The organism is Vibrio sp. Scap24 (genome assembly GCF_013394185.1).
GTDB lineage: Bacteria > Pseudomonadota > Gammaproteobacteria > Enterobacterales > Vibrionaceae > Vibrio > Vibrio pomeroyi.
In genome coordinates this window covers 1,734,356-1,753,108 of the sequence record NZ_CP041333.1, presented here as the reverse complement: position 1 = coordinate 1,753,108, position 18,753 = coordinate 1,734,356, and the positions used below count along the sequence as shown (strand labels likewise).

Genomic DNA, 18,753 nt, shown 5'->3' with positions numbered 1-18,753 from the left:
ATGAGCCCATCATCACCGGCGTTACTCAGTACGGCTGTACTGAATGATGAACAAGCATTGCTGACTCAAGTTGTGCGCCCGTTAGAGCGCCTGCTGGCTAACGGTTGTGCCATTATCGCCGACAAATCGCTACGTCAAATGCTGCAAGGGTTGGCCTATCCGTGTGATGATGGCCGCCATTGGCTGGCCAGCCAACGTCTATTGCAAGGTGTGGCGGAGCTGGGTAGTGATGCCCAAATGGTGGCCGCGCTGTTAACAACTGATGATAAATTTCGCCAGCCATGGTTAACCTTGCTCGCAGCGCGTTGTCAAGAGGCCGCGCAGTTGAGCGATCCGCTGCAATTGGTCGATCGCATTAGCCAGCTCGGTGGTGCCAGCGAATGGGTGGAGAGTACTTTAAGTAAAGCTTCACTCAGTGCCACTCCATACCCTCAATTAGAGCGTGAACTGTTTGGCGCCACCGCTGAACAAATCACTACCTTACCAAGCCTTGTTCGCGTGGTTGCTATGGCGCATCAGTTATCACTGTGGCAAAAAACGCCACTGGCCGAGCTAAAACCAGTATCACTAGAAAGCGGTCGCCCAGATTTAGATTGGGTCGCAGGCAGGCTGCTGCCGACAACCGAGTGCGAAGTGAAGTACAGCCCGTATCTGTTGCACGATCTTTCACTGACTCAGTCTGGGAATCGCTTCGTCGAATCAGACTTTTTGGCGCTGCCTATTGATGCTCACAAGCCACGTTCAGATATGGCGCTAGATTGGGTCCTGTCTTCACCTTGGGCCCTATTGCTAACGGCCATCATGTACGAGCAAGACATCTGGGCCAGTGAAGGCCAAAGTGGCTTAGTGCTTGAGTTGCCAGCAGGGCAAAACCCATACAAGCCCTCTTTGGTTAACGTGCTGGTCCTTAACCAATATGGTGATGAAGTGCTGTGCGGTAGTTTGGCTCAATTCGTTACTCGTATTTTAACTGAATTATCGATGTCCTTATTTCCAGCGGTGGTCTCGGATACCGAGCTTAACCGTCAGCTTGGCGAAGTGATTGAGCGCTTGATGCGTCGCCAAGTCTGGCAGCATCGTGATGGTGCAGGCGGCGAGCTCGATAGTTATAAAATCGCCCCACACTTTGCTGATGCGTGTTATCGAATGAAAGGACAACGCGCGTTTGCCTTGTATGGAAAAACACTACGCAGTGCCATTCGCACCCAAGCCACTCGATGGCGACAAGAACAACAAACAACTCAAACATTCTCGACTTCGGCTAGGTTGTAGAAGGAAGGTCACATGAAACATCAATCAGAGAATCTCTCTCCACAAGCACATTGGGATGCCTTATCCGCCCAACATAACTGGGCCGCAACGGGTGTGTCTGATTACCCCTCCAAAGATCCGCTTGTGGGGCAAAGTAAGTTTTTCAATCGCTATCGCACCTTTATTAAGACCATCGACCATGATGACGATAAATTTGCCCACGTATTTGCGGTCGAAGGTGAATGGGGACGCGGTAAGTCTCGTTTAGGCTATGAGTTGATCGCTCAAATTAATGACTGCTCTCAAGGCTGGTATGTTCGCAATGATATCGGTGAACTTGAAAATGCTCAGCTGTTTGATGATGAAAACAAACGTGATGAATACCTCGGCTTATATATCCGCTATTCGCAAATCGTTTCCAAGTTTCAAAACACGGATAACTGGTTTGCCTATGGCTTGTACCAGTCTTTATTGCCGTTGGCGACCAAGCAATTTGATGGTTCGATTCAATCAAGTATTGCCAAGCAAGCTTTGCAACGATTAGAGCCAGAAGGTTTTGATCATCAAGAATTGGCTCGTCGCTTGATGTTGTCACTGCAGTTCAGTGATGAGGCGCTTTATTACGATCAAGCGCAAGACGAAAATGGTGAAGTAGTCACGGTTACTCAGTTAGTGGATTCGGCCTATCAGTACCTTAAATCGTTTGGTATTCAATACATTCTGATTGTCCTGGATGAGCTTGAGACTGTGGCGGAAGCCGCGACCTTTGGTATTGACCGTGATGACGCCTGTCAGTTAGACGGTGAAGCGATCCGCTTGATTGGTAAAGCAATCAAAGAAGAGGATCCACGCCGTAAACTGCCTTGGCTTCGTTACGTCGCGTTGTGTTCGCCTTTACTTGGCCAGCAGCTGCGAGAAATTCAGTCAACCGCGCGACGCTTTGAGCTGGTTGAATTGGAAAACAATGCCTTTGCTGATGTCTCCGATTATGTGGCCAAGCTGCAGCAGAAAAACCAACTTCGCCATCAGTACCCTGTTGGGTTAGTAGAAGCAGCGTACGCCATGAGTGGGGCCAATTTTGGTTGGTTTAACGTGGTGATGGCAAATATTGATGTCGAGCTTGATAAATATGGGGAAGGGACAGAGCCGTTTAGTAATATCGGTGAGCTGTTTGACCAGGTATTGAAAAACTCCGGCCGTATTTCTGATCACGTACTCGACCACAATGCGATTGGTGGTATTAAAACAGAAGACAAGCCATTACTCAAACATGCAAGGCACCTGTTGTTTGGTCAACTACCTAAACCAATCAATAGCGAGAACCAGTCGCTGTTGAATCTGTTGCCGTTAAAAAATGAGTATGACGAACCTGTGGTCAGTTTGTACCGCAAGGTTGAGTGGTCGATGCTCAACTGCCGTCAGGCGTTGGAGCACGGTAAGTTCTCTCGTGAGAAAGACGAATATTTTTACCCAAGTGTTGAGCAAGGGCTTAATTTGCGCGCACTGCGTCAAAACTTGCGCACTTTTGCGATCAATGAATCAGGCAGTGAAGACACCTTCTTATTGCCGCTCGACTTGCAAGAGTTCCGTCATTTAATCAGTTTGCTCTATAGCCATCCTGCGGCTGAGTTTGCCGCCGATGCTCTGTGGAAAGCCTTTAATGGCGACTCACCAACACTGGACGACGAAGATAAAACTCACATTGGCCCAAGTGTGGCGATGCTACTGCGTTTAGACTTGCGTTATCGCTCGCAGCAACAAAACTCGATGATCTTCCGTGAAGTGGGCTTTGCCGACGGTCATGAACATGCAATGGCTGAGTTAAAACAAGAGTGGGAACTGTCACCACAAGCGCGTCGTCGAAGCCGATTACTTGGCCTGTTCCGTTTATTAGACCGCGACTGGCACTACAATCAAGAAGCGTTTTATAACCGTAAAGATCTAGCGGTTCAATTTACCCAAACTGGCTCGGGGCGTGGGGCGCAAGGAGGATTACAATCTTGTGAGGCTTTGCGCTTACACCCTCAAGCTAAGGCTGCTTTTGCGTGGGTTGATAGTAAAGAAGAACTCAAGGTGCTTAACGAGGAGTTATCTCGTCAACATAGTGATGCGGGCCGTTTTCCTGTGATTGCTTTTACTGGCTCTATCGGGGTGATGGACGATTACAGTAAAGGCAGTGTGAGCGATCTGTTGAAAGAAAATATTCTGCTTTATTACCTCAATACCAGTGAAATTGATGTGATTGAACGCATTGGTATCGACCGTAAGCTACAGGCCGCTCATAACTTTGAATTGAATGAGCGAGTGTTTACTTCGAAGTTCAAAACGCGATTGACCAATATTCGTGACTACGCTTATCAACGTATTCATGAATGGCGTCATTGGCTTAATGAACGAGGTTTGATTGCATGGCCACTTCGTCCATCAGGTCGAATTAATGAAGATGACCGTTCGAAATTACTGAAGACGTGGCAACTGCTGTTATTAGATAAAAATGTCACCAGTTTGAATGACATTCACTCTAGTCATGGTCTAGACGCCAGTGAAGTGCGTGCGATGTTTAGTCGCTTGACGCTTAACGGCAAAGTTTTTCAAAGCGGTTACCGTTTGGATGAACATGCCGGGCTATTTAGCAACATTGAAAACACCAACCATCTTCAAGCTCAAGTGCCGCCATTTTTGGCCCACATCGCGAATCCAGCACTCAAACAAAACTGGTCTTTGCATGATGCGAAAGCAAAATGGTATTGGGGTTACTTATGGTCCCCTGCAAGCCAAGGTTTGAGCACAAAAGCGGTCTTTAATGATTGGATGTGGTGGTGTAGTCAGCTTAATTTATTGCAAATTGAAGACCCAACTGCAAAAGATGAGTGCTGGCGACAACTCTCTTATGACGACCTAAAACAGGGTGAACTCGAATATGCGACTTCATGGTTTTATGACCCGAAAGAAAGCGATATGAATGGTCGCAAAGGGATGGTTGGCCGTGGCGAATATCTGAAACAAGTCGAAGCTTTGAGGGATATCTTTAAGGAAGATAGAGTTCCAGGTCTGTTTGCAGGCCGAAATGCGAACCAAGTCGGCACCCAAACGACTCAAGCGGACGAGCATTTAATTGCAGCTCAAGATCTCATGAATCAGTTAATTAGCGTTGAGAATGCGTTAAGTAACAACTTGCCAGAAGTAACAAATAATTTGCCAGAAGTGATAACTAACTTGCCGACCGTTTTGTTATTACGCCAGACCATGCTGGGACATATTCATGCAGTATTAAATCGCCATTTAGTCTCTCATGCTTATCGAAGTGAGAAAATTATTCGCTTAGAAGATGAATCAAGTCCGCTTTATTCTCGTACAGAGCAAGCGGGGCAATTCGCCGCTTTTGTAGGTAGTAGTGCCAAGCTGATCAGATCCGCGAGCCAAGCAGCAATAGCGAGTATTTGTAGTAAACAAGACTCACAACCCCCATTCCCTCGCGAGTTGTTTATTAACTCACTTGGCAAAATAGACAATATTTTAAAAGGCGCAACACAACACACTCAAGTAACAGAAACTCAAAGAATAGAGTACCAAGGCTCATCTAATACCCTCAGTTACTATTTGCGCACCTTACAGCTCGATAAAGTATCACAGCGTTTAGATGATCTTGCTCGTGAGGTGGGGGTTGATATTCGTAGTGGCCAGAGTAAAGAGTTTGACCAAATTAATGGCTATATTCTGCAGGCTTATCGTCAATTGGCTAAATTGTTTAGCGAGTCTCGCATCGAAATCACTCAGCTTGATAATAAGATCACTCAGCTTGAAACATACATCGGCACGGTTCCTCCTATGGGGTACCCACATGTAAATCACCCTAAAGATATACTGCTTTATCGTGAACAGTTACGTGACATTGAAGACTCATTATCCGACCTCGATGAACAAGTCGAAGTGTTCAGCGATAAGTTCGATCATGAAGCGCGTATTGGACAGTTTGCATCGATTCAGGACCTACCACAAAAACTGATGAAGCCAGTGATGGATCAAGTCGGCGTACTAAAAGGTAAAGTCAATAAACTAGACCTTGAACAAAATAAATATCGCGTTCAACAAATTGAACTGACTAATCAAACTTTGCGTCCTCAGGTTCAACCACTGTTTAGTGCACTAGCTTTGCCTGAAATTGCAGTCATTTCTCAATCTGAATTTGAAAAATGCTCTTTATCAGAGATGGCGCTAGAGCTTGATTGTCGGCACAAGGAGTGGACCAAGCAGGCCGAGCAGGCCCTTGAGGGTACCAGTATTAGTGTTCAGCGCTGGGTTGAAATATCGCGTCAAATATTGGCTAAAGAGCAACCCGACTTATCACCAGACGAGCAAAGTAAGTTAGTCGAGAAAGGTATTATCAAACTCCAATTTGCGTTTGGGGGGTAACGAATGGCTATTTATCTCGCTGGATCGTTAACTCAGCATCGCCGCGGCCGTTTTTTGCATTCATTGCTTGGCGCTCAGCCAAAAGAGCAAATGCCACAACACGGCTGTGTGCTAATGATAGGAAAAGACTATCAACAATTAGAGGGCTCACAACAAACGTCATGGCGTGAATGGTGTCAATCATCAGGTAATACATTAGTACTTATTCCTCCCTATAAAGGGGGGAGCATTGATGGCGAACTTGATTGGCAAGTCCAATTTACCGATACGCCGTCGGAGGTGGAAGGTGAACTGCCACTGCTTATTGTCGATGAAGTCACACAACACATTTGTGCCCAGCAAGGACTCAGTGATCGCAGTTCTGGTCACTACTGGGGAAGCAACTTTAATACTCGTTACTTTCGGTTCCATTCAGCATCAGGCGTTTTTGCTGCCACCTGTTTGCCTCTGTGGTCGATATCTTTATTAGATAAAGCGACCGTTGTGAAAGGTTGGCTCGATGAGCTCATTGCGTTAGCCGGTGAAGTGGGTGATGTTAGCGACAATACCGGCAGTGATGTTATTGAACTGAGACCGACCGATTATTCACTGTTAGCCTGTGTGTTTGGTTGGCAAGTGGGTGATGTTGATGCTTTCACTCGATATCAGGCATCGCTTGTTGTGCCTGTTTTTAACTTATCGGTTGATGAAGCGAGCCAAGGTTTTTCTCGGTTAACGCAAGGAGGGTACCTTGACGGTAATGCGTTGTCAGAACTTGGCTTATCGACATTAAAATCTAGCCCGTACTGGTCTTATGCCGAGACCTTAAAGGAGCAAGTGTTATGAGAAAACAGAATTTAGCCCAATCACTTGCCGTAGAGTCTCAAATTAGGCTACCTGGCAGTGCAGGGCGATTGATCCATCAAATTAGAGACGTAATGAAGGTCGCGCCGCTCTTTAAAGAACTCGGCTTGGTAAAAAGTGTTGAAAGGCCCAAAGTCATTGATTTACATGTGTCTGGCATCGCGACGCATTCATGCATTAAAGGGACGTTTGGTGGCTATATTTTTGCTTCCGGTGCCGTGTGTACCGAAATGAGCATCGAGCAAAATCAAGTCAGCAGCGGCGGCAGCGATTCACTCTCTGAATTGGATGATATTGATTTTGAAGCGCAGCGAAAACGCTTAGATTTAATTGAGATCCGTCAAGCCTACCAGCTCGTTGAGAGACAGTTAAAACAGGGCTCCAAAGCCAAGTTGATTTTGGTTGATACACCACTGTTCTTGGATCGAGCAATGGCGCCGCTGGATAGAAACATCAAGCACGGTGAAGAATATCAAAAAACCAAAGCGTGCATTTCTGATTTCTGGCGCCAGCACAGAGAACATTTGTTTCCGTGGAACCCACACGGCCCGGTCCTGGCTAGTATCGTTGCAGAGCGGTTTAGTGCAATTGTCAGCATTGCCAAACAAGACTTAAGAAATGCCGATGGTCATAGCTATCTTCTTTCTTCCGACAAACTCGAAAGTGCCAACTTAAGCAGGTTGCAAGATCTAGAGTCAAGTTTACGGGGTATCGGAGATAAACGTTTTATCCATGGCATTTTAAGCGCATTTTCTCGCACCATTGCTTTTCGACTTTCTGATAGCAGCTTAAGAATGGAGCCTGCGGAGTCTGTCGCGGCAGGGATTGTGGGTTTCCATTATCGTGGCGGCCAATCAAGCCAAATTCAAATGGTGCAGTTAGCCGGTGAAGAGCAAGATTGGGACACCGCGAAATTAGATGCTGTTGCTTGGAAATTAATGGCACTGGATATCCAAGGGCAAAGTAAAACTAAACCTTTGCCCCAATTACTGGCAATGCAACAACTCAAAATGCTTGATCAATTTGCTAACTATTATCGCCAAGGTTTGAGCGATGCGATTAAAAATAACGAAGTAGAAGACACTTGGCTGTCAGGATTGGATGAGGATTTATAAGTGAAACATAGTGTACTGGGTAAATTAGTGGGCAATACCGGTGATGCAAGTAAGCTCACTATGGTGGTTGAAAACTCCTTTTCAGTTCGTCGTGGCGAGTTTGTGCGGATCATGCACCAAGAACGCAAAGATGAGCCTGAAGTGGCAGTCCTAGGTCGAGTGACACGTATCCAACGTTCAAACATGTTATTTAATTCTGGCTTTGGTGACAGCGTCACAGATTTGGAATTACTCCCTGGCGCCAATATGACTGGTGAAAACATGCATGCTAGCATTGAACTTGTCGGTTATCGTGACCCTGCTACCAATCAAATTAAAATTCCACGTCGTCCTCTTACCCCAGGTGAGCGTGTGGAAACGGTTGATTTTAAGTTTCTGAGTAAATTCTACGAGTTTCGTGAAGATAGCAGCTTACACTTAGGTAATTTGGTTGGTTATGAGCGTGGCGATAACACGGTACCTGTCTATCTTGACGTTAATAAGCTGGTTACTGAGCACATGGCGATTCTTGCAATGACGGGTTCAGGTAAGTCTTATACTGTCGGCCGTATTATCGAGCGTTTGGTGGCAATCAATAACGGTACTGTTGTGGTGTTTGACCCTCATGGTGAGTATGGACGAGCTTTATCGAAAGGCAGCCTGCATTTCAATGATGGATTTGAAAGCGTTGAAGATGCCAGAGATCAGAAGGCTCTGCCTGAGATAAAACTGATGATTGAGAAGCTTCAGGCTGCTGATGCGGGTATTCAAGTTTATACACCACAAGACGAGGCATTTAACCATAAATACGCCAGCAAAAACCGCCCTTTAGCACTGCAGTTTGACCATTTTGAAATGGATGATATCTCAGAAATTTTACCGGGATTAACCGAGCCGCAACAACGTGTACTTGATGTGGCTATTCGCTATTGGCGAAAAACCGATAAAAGCACACCTCGCGATATCAATAACTTACGCAGTTACCTCGGTGATGAGCTGGACAAATTACGCGAATGGGACGACTTATCCGAAGCGGAAGCAAAAGCGTTAAATGGACGAAGCGCTGCGGTAGCCTCAATGAAGCTAAGCCGTGTACTAAACGAAGCGAAGAGCTTTTACTCTGCGACAATGAAGCAAGCGACAGACATTCACCAAATGATTGGGCGTGCTTCTGATCGCAAAGGACGTCTTGTCGTTATCGATCTGCAAGGGTTAAGCGATACAGCTAAACAAGTTGTCTGTGGCCTACTTTCCAGCGAGATACTTAGTGCTGCATCGAGCAAAACTGATAAAACACGTCCATGTTTTTTGGTTTACGAAGAGGGCCATAACTTCGCACCGGCTGGCGGTAATGCAGTCAGTCACCGGATTATTAAAAAGATTGCTGGTGAAGGTCGTAAGTTTGGCGTTGGCTTTGGGATTGTCAGCCAAAGGCCATCGAAACTTGATGCTGATGTAACCTCTCAATGTAATACCTTGATCACAATGAGACTGAAAAACCCTGATGACCAACGCTTTATTGCTAAAGCATCAGATATGGTCAGCAAAGCAGATCTTGATGAGCTATCGAGCTTATCGACGGGTGAAGCTCTCGTTTGTGGTCGCTCCATTCCGGCACCATTACTCGTTAAAGTCGGGACCAAAGCGTTAATTCACGGTGGTGAATCGCCTGATGTGCTCAGTGTTTGGGAACGCTTTGATGGCTGATCTTGCCTCTAAAATTCTTAACAAGTTGGATAGCCTAACTTTCATCGATAATTGCTACCCTGCTCTAACACAGTGGGGAGTAAAGGATGAAGATGTGTTAATCCACAGCCTTGGTTGCAGTGTATGGAACACATTAGGCCATACGCTCGGCTATATGGCTGTCGTTGAAGCGCCAGCACCTATGGCAGCAGGAAATGACATTCGGTCTGATTCTGTTTGGTTTGATTATGACACTCAGCAACCGAGTGCGGTGGTTGAGTTTGAGCGCTACCAAGGTTCAAAGTCAGACAAACAAAAGCTCGAAGGAAAGTTGCTGAATTTACTTGAAGCTTATCACCGTTGGAATGAGCAACCTTCCGTATTGGTCCTGTCATTTTGGAGTACAGATGTTGTTTCTGCCCCTGATTTTGACAATTTACAACGTATGTTTAAGCAAGGGGCAACCAATAGTAAAGGGGTGTTTATTCCAGGGGTGCAATATGCATCGTTGATTCTTCATCGCTGCTTATTTTCCTCTCGCCCAGATAATAAACTCTATCTCGAAGCGAGTCGCTTTACGGAGGTAAAATGAATCAAGTCGCAGGTCTATTCTTATCTAAATCAAACAAACAACTCGGCGAACGTTACTACTTGCTTGAGTGTTTGGGTGATGGGACTCATGGCTGGGTATATCGAGCGGAGCGCATCAACGATAAAAAAATTGTTGCTCTTAAGATCCCTAAGCAAAACTCAGCTCCTGACAGAACCCTTGCTGAAGGCAAAGATCTTATTGGACTTGAACCGCACCCGAATGTGATTCAAGTTTATGATATGGGTCGTATTAAGGAAGAAAACAATCTCTATGTTATCGAGATGGAATACTTCCCAAGTGAAACTTTGGCACAGAAGCTTGAGAATAGAGATATTCATCTTAGTGATGAGAAAAGTGCGTTTCCCTACAACCAATACCAATGTGTCGCGGGAAACTCAGCCGAGTATTATTTTAATATCTACGAGCAAGTATTAAAAGCGGTCGACTATCTATCACAGCTTGAACCTCCGATCTCACATGGGGATATCAAACCTCATAACATCCTTGTTGGTGACGACAACTTAGTAAAACTCACTGACTTTGGCAGCTCTGCATTGCCATTAGAGTTTTATGTTAAAACCAGAGAAAATGGCGGAACTGTACTTTATTCTGCGCCAGAATTTTGTGATTGTGCATCACGAAAAGGCACCACGGAACAACTGATCGCAGGAGATATTTATAGCTTAGGTGTTCTGCTCTACCAATTAATGACGGGAAGGTTACCACATTCGACACAAGTCGATGTACGAAAGCACGCCCCATTTGCCAAACCTAGTGAGCTAAATTCTTCTATTTGTCCTGAGATTGAAGCAGTCATACTTAAATGCTTAGATAAGCAACCGAATGAAAGATACTTATCGGTAACGCAGCTGTCGCAAGCTTTTCAACAAGCTAAAGTACGTCAGCTTTGCTATGCGGCACCTAAACTCGCTAACACACCCCATCAAACAGGAATCAAAACCGATTGGTCTTCCTCTCTCACAGAGGCGCTTTCTGAAGGTGATTATAAAGCTGCTGCCAAGATAGCTAATAATGAGTTTAAGCATAACCAAAATAGCTATGCTTTGCTTATGCAGTGCCACGCTATTTATCAAGATGAGCGATGGAAAGAGTTTGAACGCCTAATTATTGATAATAAAGATACATTCTTGATATCTGAAGACACAGACATTGCCACTGCACGAATCGTAGCCATCAAAGCGATGCTAAAATGGCGCAATATAGATTTGGCGCAAGATCTACTGTCCGTAGCTAAACAGCACACCCCGGATGATTTTGATGTCACTTTATGCAGCGCTTCGTTACTCGGCCTTAATGCTAAGTACCCGGGGGCTCGAAAAGAGCTCGAAGAGCTTAATCGTGCCTTTCCAAGGCAGCATCGGATTTTGTCTCGATTAATACAAGTATGTGAGCAATTACGCGACTATTCGGCCTCTGCTGGGTACCTACGCGTCTTACTTAAAGTAGCGAAATCCGATGAAAAACTACTACAGAAACGAGCTCAATATGAACGTTTGGGTGTTTGGTAGATTAATTATGTACCTTATCTTAATACCTATTTAATTTATTAGTAGATGTGAAGTGGTGCCATCGGTATCACTTCACGTTTAGCAAAATTTTGTGGGACCACTAATGGTTTTGGATTATTCCCTTACCACTTGGGTAAGCTTTTGTACCTAGCACGTGGCCATCAACTTCTTTACCGTAGTAGCCTTGATGGTTGTGATAGCGCTCTGCATTAGCAGCCACATCGCCTTTGTATCGTGGGTCTTGTGGGCGTTCATGACTGTTGACGAAAGCGGCCACATCCCATGCGTCTTGAATGGAAAGCTGTTGGCTCTTTCCAAGCGGCATGTTTTCGTAAATAAAGTAAGCCGCTGTGTTTACGCGGTGCATACCTGCGCCCCAGTTGAACGAGTTTTCGCCCCAAAGTGGTGGCAGGTATGATCGACCATCAGCCCCTTTAATGCCTTCGCCATTTTGACCATGACAGGTTTGGCAGCTGGTTTGGTAAACCTTCTCACCACGCGAAATCGAAGGCTCTTGTTCAGGGTTAGCTATCTTAGGATAGCCACGGCCAGCCAACTTACTGCGATCATCAATTGGATATTTGCTTAGCAGCTCTTCAGGAAGAGGAAAGCTTTCCGCTTTACCACCGATTTGTAAATCCGCATCGCTGATCTCAGGAACGGGCGTATCTTGCATGCCGTTTTTATCTAAGATGCCACCCATCGCCAACCAGTATGAATAAGCCGTTAGTGCGACCATTTCTTTTGAGCCAACGGCTGGTGGCAAGCCATTCATTGAATAAGTGAAACAGCCTTGGATACGTTCTGCGTAGCTGTTTACCTTGTCGTTTTTCTTACGGTAAGCCGGGTAGGCCATGTAAGCACCCCAAAGAGGCGCCGCATTCGCCTTCATGCCTGCTTGCATGTGACAGTTGACACAGCTTTGCTCGTTACCGACGTACTCGCCGCGCATCTGCTGTGAGTCAACAAACAGCGAATAGCCCAGTTTTACTTTGTCGCCAAATTCCCCAGCAGGAATATCGACCAAGTCTCGTGGCACCAGATATTTGTTATCTTGAGGTTTCTCAACTGCGGGCAGTTCGGTTTGGCGATCAGGCAACTCACCTTCGGCGTAAGCGAGTCCAGAGGCAAGGGTTGCGGTAATTAAAAGTAATGTTTTCATGCGAGCCCTTTAGTATCGGAAAGATGCGAAGTAGTAAGACAGGTTTTTGATTTCATCGTCGGTCAACTTACCGGCGATGTTGCCCATCATGTTCAAATCATCACCCTTACGAGTGCCGTTTTTCCAAGCGTTGAGCTGAGTTTGAATGTAGTCGGCGTGTTGGCTCGCTAGGCGTGGGAACTTGTCTACGCCCATACCACTTGGGCCGTGGCAGGTTGCACAAGCTGGAATGTTTCGATCCCAATCGCCTTGGAATACCAGCTTACGATACGGGTTATCGATATCAGCTTGTGAGCCACGTTGTTCTAAATCAGTGAATTCATAAGAAGGCAGCGAAGCGAAGTACTCGGCAACTTCACGACGAATCGCAGGATCAGACACACCATCCGCCATGCCCTTCATGATCGCGCTTTGACGCTCACCACTAGAGAATAGAACCAGTTGATGTTCTAGGTAGTCAGCATTAAGCCCTGCAAGCATCGGGGCGATGTTAGGCATCCCTTTTCCGTCGGCTTGGTGGCATCCGCTACAGGTTTCTGCGGCTTCTGGCATTGGATTAGGCGCTGCTTGTGCAAAACCGGATAAAGAAAGGCTTCCCAGAGCAGCGATGCAAAGCGTTAGAGTTTGAGTTTTTATGTTCAGCTTAATCATGAGGCGTCGCTATTGGTTATAGTGCACGCATTTTCGACATAATTGGTTGCTCGCGCTATTGTGGATTTCCACATTAATTCACTTGGAACTTGAGGTAAGTCTCACATTAATAACCTCAGTCACCATGATGGTATTTATGTGAATTTCGATAGGCGAATCTGATTGCCGTTAACGAAATGCAAGGGAACTGCCATGTTCGCCTCGGTGTAACTGCTTGTTAAGGCTCTTTTATGGCACCGATTGTATAAGCATAGCCGCTTTATGGATTCTGACTAAAAAAGTTGTGGTGAAGAGAAGAAAAGAGAAGAATCTTTGGTTGTTGCGACTGGATTGGTTGTTGAGGCTTGGATGTCGCGGATTGAATGCTATCGATGCATTGGCTGTTAAAAAAGCAGAGCAACTTCGAACGGTAAAGTTGCTCTGTTATCGCCCTAGCTATGTATCAGTAGGGGCGTGTATTGGATTTGTGATTAGACTTTGTAGATCTTCGCCGGAAGCGCTTGTCTTGCTGCAGCGCCCACCACCCAATCCAGCATTACACCTTTGCCTTCTCTCGTCGGGTCAATCAAGCCAATATCATTGATGTTAACGCCATCGTTTGACTTCATTTTTACTGGTTGCTGCGTGTCCCCAATCCAGTGCGCACGTTCGCCGAGTTCTTTATGGCCAAAGCCATGTTCAAAGCCTAATGTGCGCGGCTTGATGCCATCAATCACCATCGCCAACGCATGTGTGGTTGAACTCGGTGTTTCAATGGCAAATACGTCACCAGTTTTGATGCCCGCTGAAGAGGCGTCTTGCGGGTGAATGTACACCGGGTTCACGCCTTTGATCGACTCTAAACGTGGTGACAGGTTAGACACCGCACTGTGAATATTGGATTTAAAGTTGGTTAGAGTAAATGGCCACTCTTTTGCTGGGAACTGCTCTGCCAATGGTGTGCCGTCTGCCAGCTTTTGTGGATACCATGTTGGGCAACCCATGTACTGCTCGCCACTGATGGTGTTACGAGAGGTACCAAGCTTTTCATTCCAAATAGCCAGTGGCTTAGTCCATTTGTACTTCATGGTTTCATTAGTGTAGGCATTGGTTGCGTCTTCAAAACGACCGCCACGCGCAAAGATGTACGCCACTTTTAGCATCTCTTCAGGCTTAAGCGTTTTGTTCATCACAGGCACAAGGCGCTCAAGACCAGACCAAACAATGTCTTCTGCATCTACATTCGGCACGCCACCTTTGGCAAATGCTAAGTTAGCCGCAGAGCGCAGGTAGAAGTCTTCCGCACTGTGGATACCGTGCCAGTTGCCTTGGCTGTCTTTGATTGCGTTGTCGCCGAAGCCACCCAAATCGAGTGTTTTCGCTAGATCAATAAAGAAGTTTTCTAAGTTGATGGCACGTCCGTCTTGGGTGCGTGAGGTTTTAGGCTCAACTATCGGCCAACGAGCGGTGATCGCTTTAGTTGCGACGCCGTGCCACGGTGTCGCCATACCCCAACTCTCGTAAGTTACTGTGTCTGGCACAAGGTAATCTGATAGTGCTGTGGTTTCATTGATGAAGGCATCGATAGAGACGATCAAACCCAATTGCTTTGGATCCTTAAGCTTCTCGCCTAATAGGTTGTCTAACCCCGGAACGCCATAAAGTGGGTTCGCCATGTGGTTGATCCACGCTTTTGCGCGATATGGGTAGCCATCAATGGCCGCTGATAAATGCTCGGTTAACAGCGGCGCAGAGATTGGGTACCAAGGCGCGCGTGTTGGGTAAGGTGATTCACCTGCGGCAACACGACGTTTGTATTCGCTGGTCTTGTGATACGGGAATTTGCTGCGTGATAAGAACACACCTTGAGGCTTAGTCTTACCCTTGAACTTGGTAAAGTCGTAACGTGGGCCTGCAACAGAAGTTGGGTAGCCACCTGCTTTCGCGATCGCCCCGCCTTTCGCGTTGATGTTACCGATCAGCGCGTTCAGCATCAGAATAGAGAACGAGTTGTAGAAGCCATTGGTGTGCATGTTACCACCGTGAGTATCCACGACAGCTTTTGTACCGTAACTGGTGAAGCGTTTTGCCAGTGCAATGATCTGATCTTGCGGGATTTCACATTGCTCGCTGTAGTAAGCAAGGTCATATTTGAAGGCTTCTTCTTTTAATCTTTGTAGAGAAGACTTAACACGAACGGTCTGACCATCGATTTCTACGTCTTGATCGACGAACAACGCCGCTTCATCGACCTTAATATTTGATGTTAATAGTGACGTTGTCACATTTAGTGCGACGAATGCATCATCGTCAGACATCGGTTCGCCCGTTTCTAGCAAACCAATATCCGATGTACGAAGCATGCGCCCGTTTTGTGGGTGTGTTTCGTCGCTGATAACGAGGTGAGATGCATTACACCAGTGTGTGGTGCCTGCTTTCTGCATCGCTTGTGCGCTTGGGCGAGACAAGAAGTCGTGATTGTAGCGTTGGTTTTCGATGATCCATTGGATCATGCCTAAAACTAATGCTGAATCGGTGCCCGGTTTGATCGGTAGCCAGTTGTTGCGATCGCCTGCTGCAAGGCTTGAAGATCCCGCCGGAAGGCTTGGTGTCACTATGGTGTAGCTTAGTTTTCCGTTAGTACGAGCTTCAGCCAGTTGTCGTGCTTGGCGCTTAAACGGGTTACCCGCTTGAGCTGGAGACATACCGATGAACAGAATGAATTCTGCGTTGTTGAAGTCAGGCTTTAAGTGCGAGAACTTGTCTAAGTCATTCATGATTGCGCCAGAGCCTGCACGGAATGCGTAGCCACAATAAGAGCCGTGGTGGCCGAAGTTGCGAGTACCGTAACTGTTGAATGCAAAGCGCTTCAAGATATCATCACGGCCTTCATTACCGGCATTAGTTACCAATAACTGGTTGGCTTTTGGTCCGTATTCAGGGTTTTTCGGATCAAGTGGTGTTTCGATATCGCGAATCGAACGTAACCCTTCCACCTCGCCTTCACCGAACAAGTCACCACCTTCGGTGATCTCAGAGATAAGCTGCTCGTAGCTGATAGGCTCCCACTTGCCCTCGCCACGCTTACCGGCACGTTTGAGCGGTTGAGTGATTCGGTATGGGCTGTTTTGAATCTCTAACATACCATTACCACGGGCACAGGCAGTCGAGCGGTTGTTGATGCCTGACTCACCAGACAAGCCAATGTAGGCGTCTTTTACCGGTGTTTTGAACGGGATCTGCTGATCACTTGATAGTGGGTGGTACGGGTTACCTGAGATACGCAAGATCTCGTCGTTGCGATTATCGATACGTACACGCAAGCCACACAGTGTCCAGCAACCAAAACACATTGATGGTGCCACGCGTTGGTTTGGATTTGGTGAAATCTTACCTTGTTCATCGACACTGTATTCCGTCTCTAACGAATTACCGTGTTGGATGTGGTTGGTTTTCTTGCCAGCTGTGCCATCGATAGCACCGTGAACCATGTGTTTTGTGGTTGTCGCATAACCTGCAGCAAAAGCTCCAACACCACCGGCAGCAAGGCCTGTTTTCAAAAATTGACGACGTTTGTTATCCATGATGATTCCTCAGACTACAAGCTATGTGAGCGGTTAAGTGGCGATGATGTATTTTGGTTTGGCTTTGATGCTGTCTTTAGTGCAGAGCCAGTTGTTCTTGTAGATCCAACAGACACGATTTCAGAGGCGAACAAGGCAAGTGCTAACCAAAGGCCACACATACCAACAATGCCAAGTAAACCTGCGCTACCCATTGGTAATTCATAAGGGAATGCACCCACATCAAAACGGGGAATGGTTTGTACTTCCATCATGGTGACCCAGCGTACCGCCCATGCCGAAACCATGGTCGCAAGCGCGACAAGGATGACACCAAGCTTGCTTTGCGATAGACGTTGCAGCGGAAGAACCAAGATCATGCACAGCAAAATGCTGGTGGTCATGATGCCTAAATTGATACCCCAAGCGTCGTTCTCATACAAGTTGAAGTGACCATGGTTAGATGCCCAAATCGACGTAAGAATGATGGCAAGGCCGCCCGTAAACGTAATGGTTCTTTGGACCAGAGCGAGGTCTGTTGGCTTTAAGCTTGGCTTGCTTGAAGGCAGTAGGGCCCAAATCAACAGCGTTAAACCCGTTGCAGCGAAGAATGCGGTCGTAAACCAAAGCAGCGGAGAAGCTGGTTGATGCCAAAGCGGTCGGCTCGCCAAAATTGCAATCTCGGCACCGGTATAAAGCGCAATACTTAAGCCTGATACTGCTGTTACAGCAGCGAGTGCAATCATCAGTTTTGTTGAAACCTGCCATTGTCCGAGTGTTAGCCAAGACAAGCGTTTTAGAAGTGGGTTTTCACTATCTTTAAGCTGTGCAATGTCATAACGCAGGTAAACCCAAGCCGTCGCGACAGCCAGACCAGAGAACAGAGGAAGAAACAGAGAGCCGAGTGACATCCATGACCAAGGCGTGATGTGAGCGTAGAAGTGCCATGCACGTCCAGGTTGGTGTAAGTCACCAGTAAGGGCTAATGGACCAACAATCGCGCCAATGGCCATTACAAGCACCAGGGCAGAACGGAATTGATGACTGGTAGAGTTTTTGAAGATCAGTGCAATCAAAAACAGAATAGCCGCCGCATAAGCTGAACCAATGTAGAAGAAATATTGAACCGCCCACGGTAGCCAAGCGATCTCTTGAGCGGGAACTAACACCTCGGTGATATTCATGCTGTCTCTCCTTGTTTGCTAGAAGCTGAGTTATCGATGGCGGTTGGATCATAAATCGCAGGTTGGCCTTCGATATGACTAACGAAACGCTCGTTCATGCCGATATAGAAAACATGTGGGTTGGTGTTCTGCTCTGGCTTAAGCACCTTGATGTCGTCTTGGTTTTCATTGAGCAGACGGTTGATCTCGCTGTTTGGATCTTTCAGGTCGCCAATCACACGCGCGCCACCGACACAGGTTTCTACACAAGCGGGTAGTAAGCCATCTTCAAGGCGGTGTGCGCAGAAGGTACATTTGTCGGCGGTCAGTGTATCGTTATTAATAAAACGAGCATCGTAAGGGCAGGCTTGGACACAGTAAGCACAGGCTACGCAACGTTCGTTGTCGACCATTACAATGCCGTCTTCACGTTGGAAGGTGGCTTGAACAGGACAAACCTTGATGCAAGGTGCGTTGTCACAGTGATTACACAGGCGAGGTAGCATGAATGATTTCACCTCTTGTTGAGCCGTCGAACCATCATCAAGGGAGACTTCATACTGTTTTACTGTGGTTCTGAACTGGCCTATCGGTGCTTGGTTTTCAACGCTACAGCCAACAGTACATGCCTGACAGCCTACGCATTTACGCAAATCAATCGCCATGGCGTAGCGTTTGCCTACTTCGCCTTTACGGTCTGGTTGGTTGTTATTGCGAATGGCTGTGCTTGCGACTGCGGTGTTGATTCCGGTGATGGGAATGAGCGCAGCACCGGCGGAAACCTTACCGAACTGGCTGAGAAACCGTCTTTTCAATGAGTCCATATT

Annotated in this window: 12 protein-coding genes; 7 read left to right on the top strand and 5 right to left on the bottom strand. The window is 46.7% G+C overall.

All coding sequences use genetic code 11. The annotated features are described in order from the left end of the window. Genes FLM53_RS23070 through FLM53_RS23040 form a run of 7 tightly spaced genes read left to right on the top strand, consistent with a single transcriptional unit; the run spans position 1 to position 11,408 of the window. Entirely contained in the window at positions 1 to 1,272 is a 1,272-nt protein-coding gene (locus FLM53_RS23070) for a hypothetical protein (RefSeq protein ID WP_176679239.1), read from the top strand. 12 nt (positions 1,273 to 1,284) lie between these two features. After that, positions 1,285 to 5,664 carry a hypothetical protein gene (locus tag FLM53_RS23065; RefSeq protein ID WP_176679240.1) on the top strand — a complete coding sequence of 1,460 codons (4,380 nt, stop codon included), beginning with the start codon at positions 1,285 to 1,287 and terminating at the stop codon, positions 5,662 to 5,664. A 3-nt stretch (positions 5,665 to 5,667) separates the two neighbouring features. Then, on the top strand, positions 5,668 to 6,489 hold the full coding sequence (locus FLM53_RS23060; protein WP_176679241.1) for a hypothetical protein: 822 nt from the start codon (positions 5,668 to 5,670) through the stop codon (positions 6,487 to 6,489). Continuing rightward, positions 6,486 to 7,622, top strand: coding sequence for a hypothetical protein (locus tag FLM53_RS23055; protein WP_176679242.1), 1,137 nt, complete (start codon positions 6,486 to 6,488; stop codon positions 7,620 to 7,622). The genes FLM53_RS23060 and FLM53_RS23055 overlap by 4 nt, the downstream gene beginning before the upstream one ends. Next, positions 7,623 to 9,308, top strand: a complete 1,686-nt coding sequence (locus FLM53_RS23050; RefSeq protein WP_176679243.1) for an ATP-binding protein — start codon at positions 7,623 to 7,625, stop codon at positions 9,306 to 9,308. Continuing rightward, a complete protein-coding gene (locus FLM53_RS23045; protein ID WP_176679244.1) occupies positions 9,301 to 9,879 on the top strand; it encodes a hypothetical protein in 579 nt (192 codons plus the stop codon). Before FLM53_RS23050 ends, FLM53_RS23045 begins: the two co-directional genes overlap by 8 nt. Beyond that, entirely contained in the window at positions 9,876 to 11,408 is a 1,533-nt protein-coding gene (locus FLM53_RS23040; protein ID WP_176679245.1) for a protein kinase, read from the top strand. The genes FLM53_RS23045 and FLM53_RS23040 overlap by 4 nt, the downstream gene beginning before the upstream one ends. Before the next feature lie 100 nt (positions 11,409 to 11,508). Here FLM53_RS23040 and FLM53_RS23035 read toward each other — a convergent pair whose 3' ends face one another. The 5 genes from FLM53_RS23035 to dsrO form a co-directional block, all read right to left on the bottom strand. Continuing rightward, complete coding sequence (locus tag FLM53_RS23035) at positions 11,509 to 12,570, bottom strand: c-type cytochrome (protein ID WP_176679246.1); 1,062 nt, start codon at positions 12,568 to 12,570, stop codon at positions 11,509 to 11,511. 9 nt (positions 12,571 to 12,579) lie between these two features. Then, a complete protein-coding gene (locus FLM53_RS23030; RefSeq protein WP_059017575.1) occupies positions 12,580 to 13,221 on the bottom strand; it encodes a c-type cytochrome in 642 nt (213 codons plus the stop codon). A 470-nt stretch (positions 13,222 to 13,691) separates the two neighbouring features. After that, positions 13,692 to 16,784 (bottom strand): tetrathionate reductase subunit A, encoded by a 3,093-nt coding sequence (locus FLM53_RS23025; RefSeq protein WP_176679247.1) that lies wholly within the window; start codon positions 16,782 to 16,784, stop codon positions 13,692 to 13,694. Between the two features lie 14 nt (positions 16,785 to 16,798). Next, positions 16,799 to 17,947 carry an NrfD/PsrC family molybdoenzyme membrane anchor subunit gene (nrfD, locus tag FLM53_RS23020; RefSeq protein ID WP_176679248.1) on the bottom strand — a complete coding sequence of 383 codons (1,149 nt, stop codon included), beginning with the start codon at positions 17,945 to 17,947 and terminating at the stop codon, positions 16,799 to 16,801. Next, positions 17,944 to 18,750: a sulfate reduction electron transfer complex DsrMKJOP subunit DsrO gene (gene dsrO / locus FLM53_RS23015; RefSeq protein WP_176679249.1), complete on the bottom strand. Its 807-nt coding sequence runs from the start codon at positions 18,748 to 18,750 to the stop codon at positions 17,944 to 17,946. The genes nrfD and dsrO overlap by 4 nt, the downstream gene beginning before the upstream one ends. Positions 18,751 to 18,753: the final 3 nt, after the last annotated feature.

Bases quoted from the DNA above. Each gene is read 5' to 3' on its own strand.
- FLM53_RS23070 (WP_176679239.1), top strand. From the start codon at position 1: ATGAGCCCATCATCACCGGCGTTACTCAGTACGGCTGTACTGAATGAT.
- FLM53_RS23065 (WP_176679240.1), top strand. From the start codon at position 1,285: ATGAAACATCAATCAGAGAATCTCTCTCCACAAGCACATTGGGATGCC.
- FLM53_RS23060 (WP_176679241.1), top strand. From the start codon at position 5,668: ATGGCTATTTATCTCGCTGGATCGTTAACTCAGCATCGCCGCGGCCGT.
- FLM53_RS23055 (WP_176679242.1), top strand. From the start codon at position 6,486: ATGAGAAAACAGAATTTAGCCCAATCACTTGCCGTAGAGTCTCAAATT.
- FLM53_RS23045 (WP_176679244.1), top strand. From the start codon at position 9,301: ATGGCTGATCTTGCCTCTAAAATTCTTAACAAGTTGGATAGCCTAACT.
- FLM53_RS23040 (WP_176679245.1), top strand. From the start codon at position 9,876: ATGAATCAAGTCGCAGGTCTATTCTTATCTAAATCAAACAAACAACTC.
- FLM53_RS23035 (WP_176679246.1), bottom strand. From the start codon at position 12,570: ATGAAAACATTACTTTTAATTACCGCAACCCTTGCCTCTGGACTCGCT.
- FLM53_RS23030 (WP_059017575.1), bottom strand. From the start codon at position 13,221: ATGATTAAGCTGAACATAAAAACTCAAACTCTAACGCTTTGCATCGCT.
- FLM53_RS23025 (WP_176679247.1), bottom strand. From the start codon at position 16,784: ATGGATAACAAACGTCGTCAATTTTTGAAAACAGGCCTTGCTGCCGGT.
- nrfD (WP_176679248.1), bottom strand. From the start codon at position 17,947: ATGAATATCACCGAGGTGTTAGTTCCCGCTCAAGAGATCGCTTGGCTA.
- dsrO (WP_176679249.1), bottom strand. From the start codon at position 18,750: ATGGACTCATTGAAAAGACGGTTTCTCAGCCAGTTCGGTAAGGTTTCC.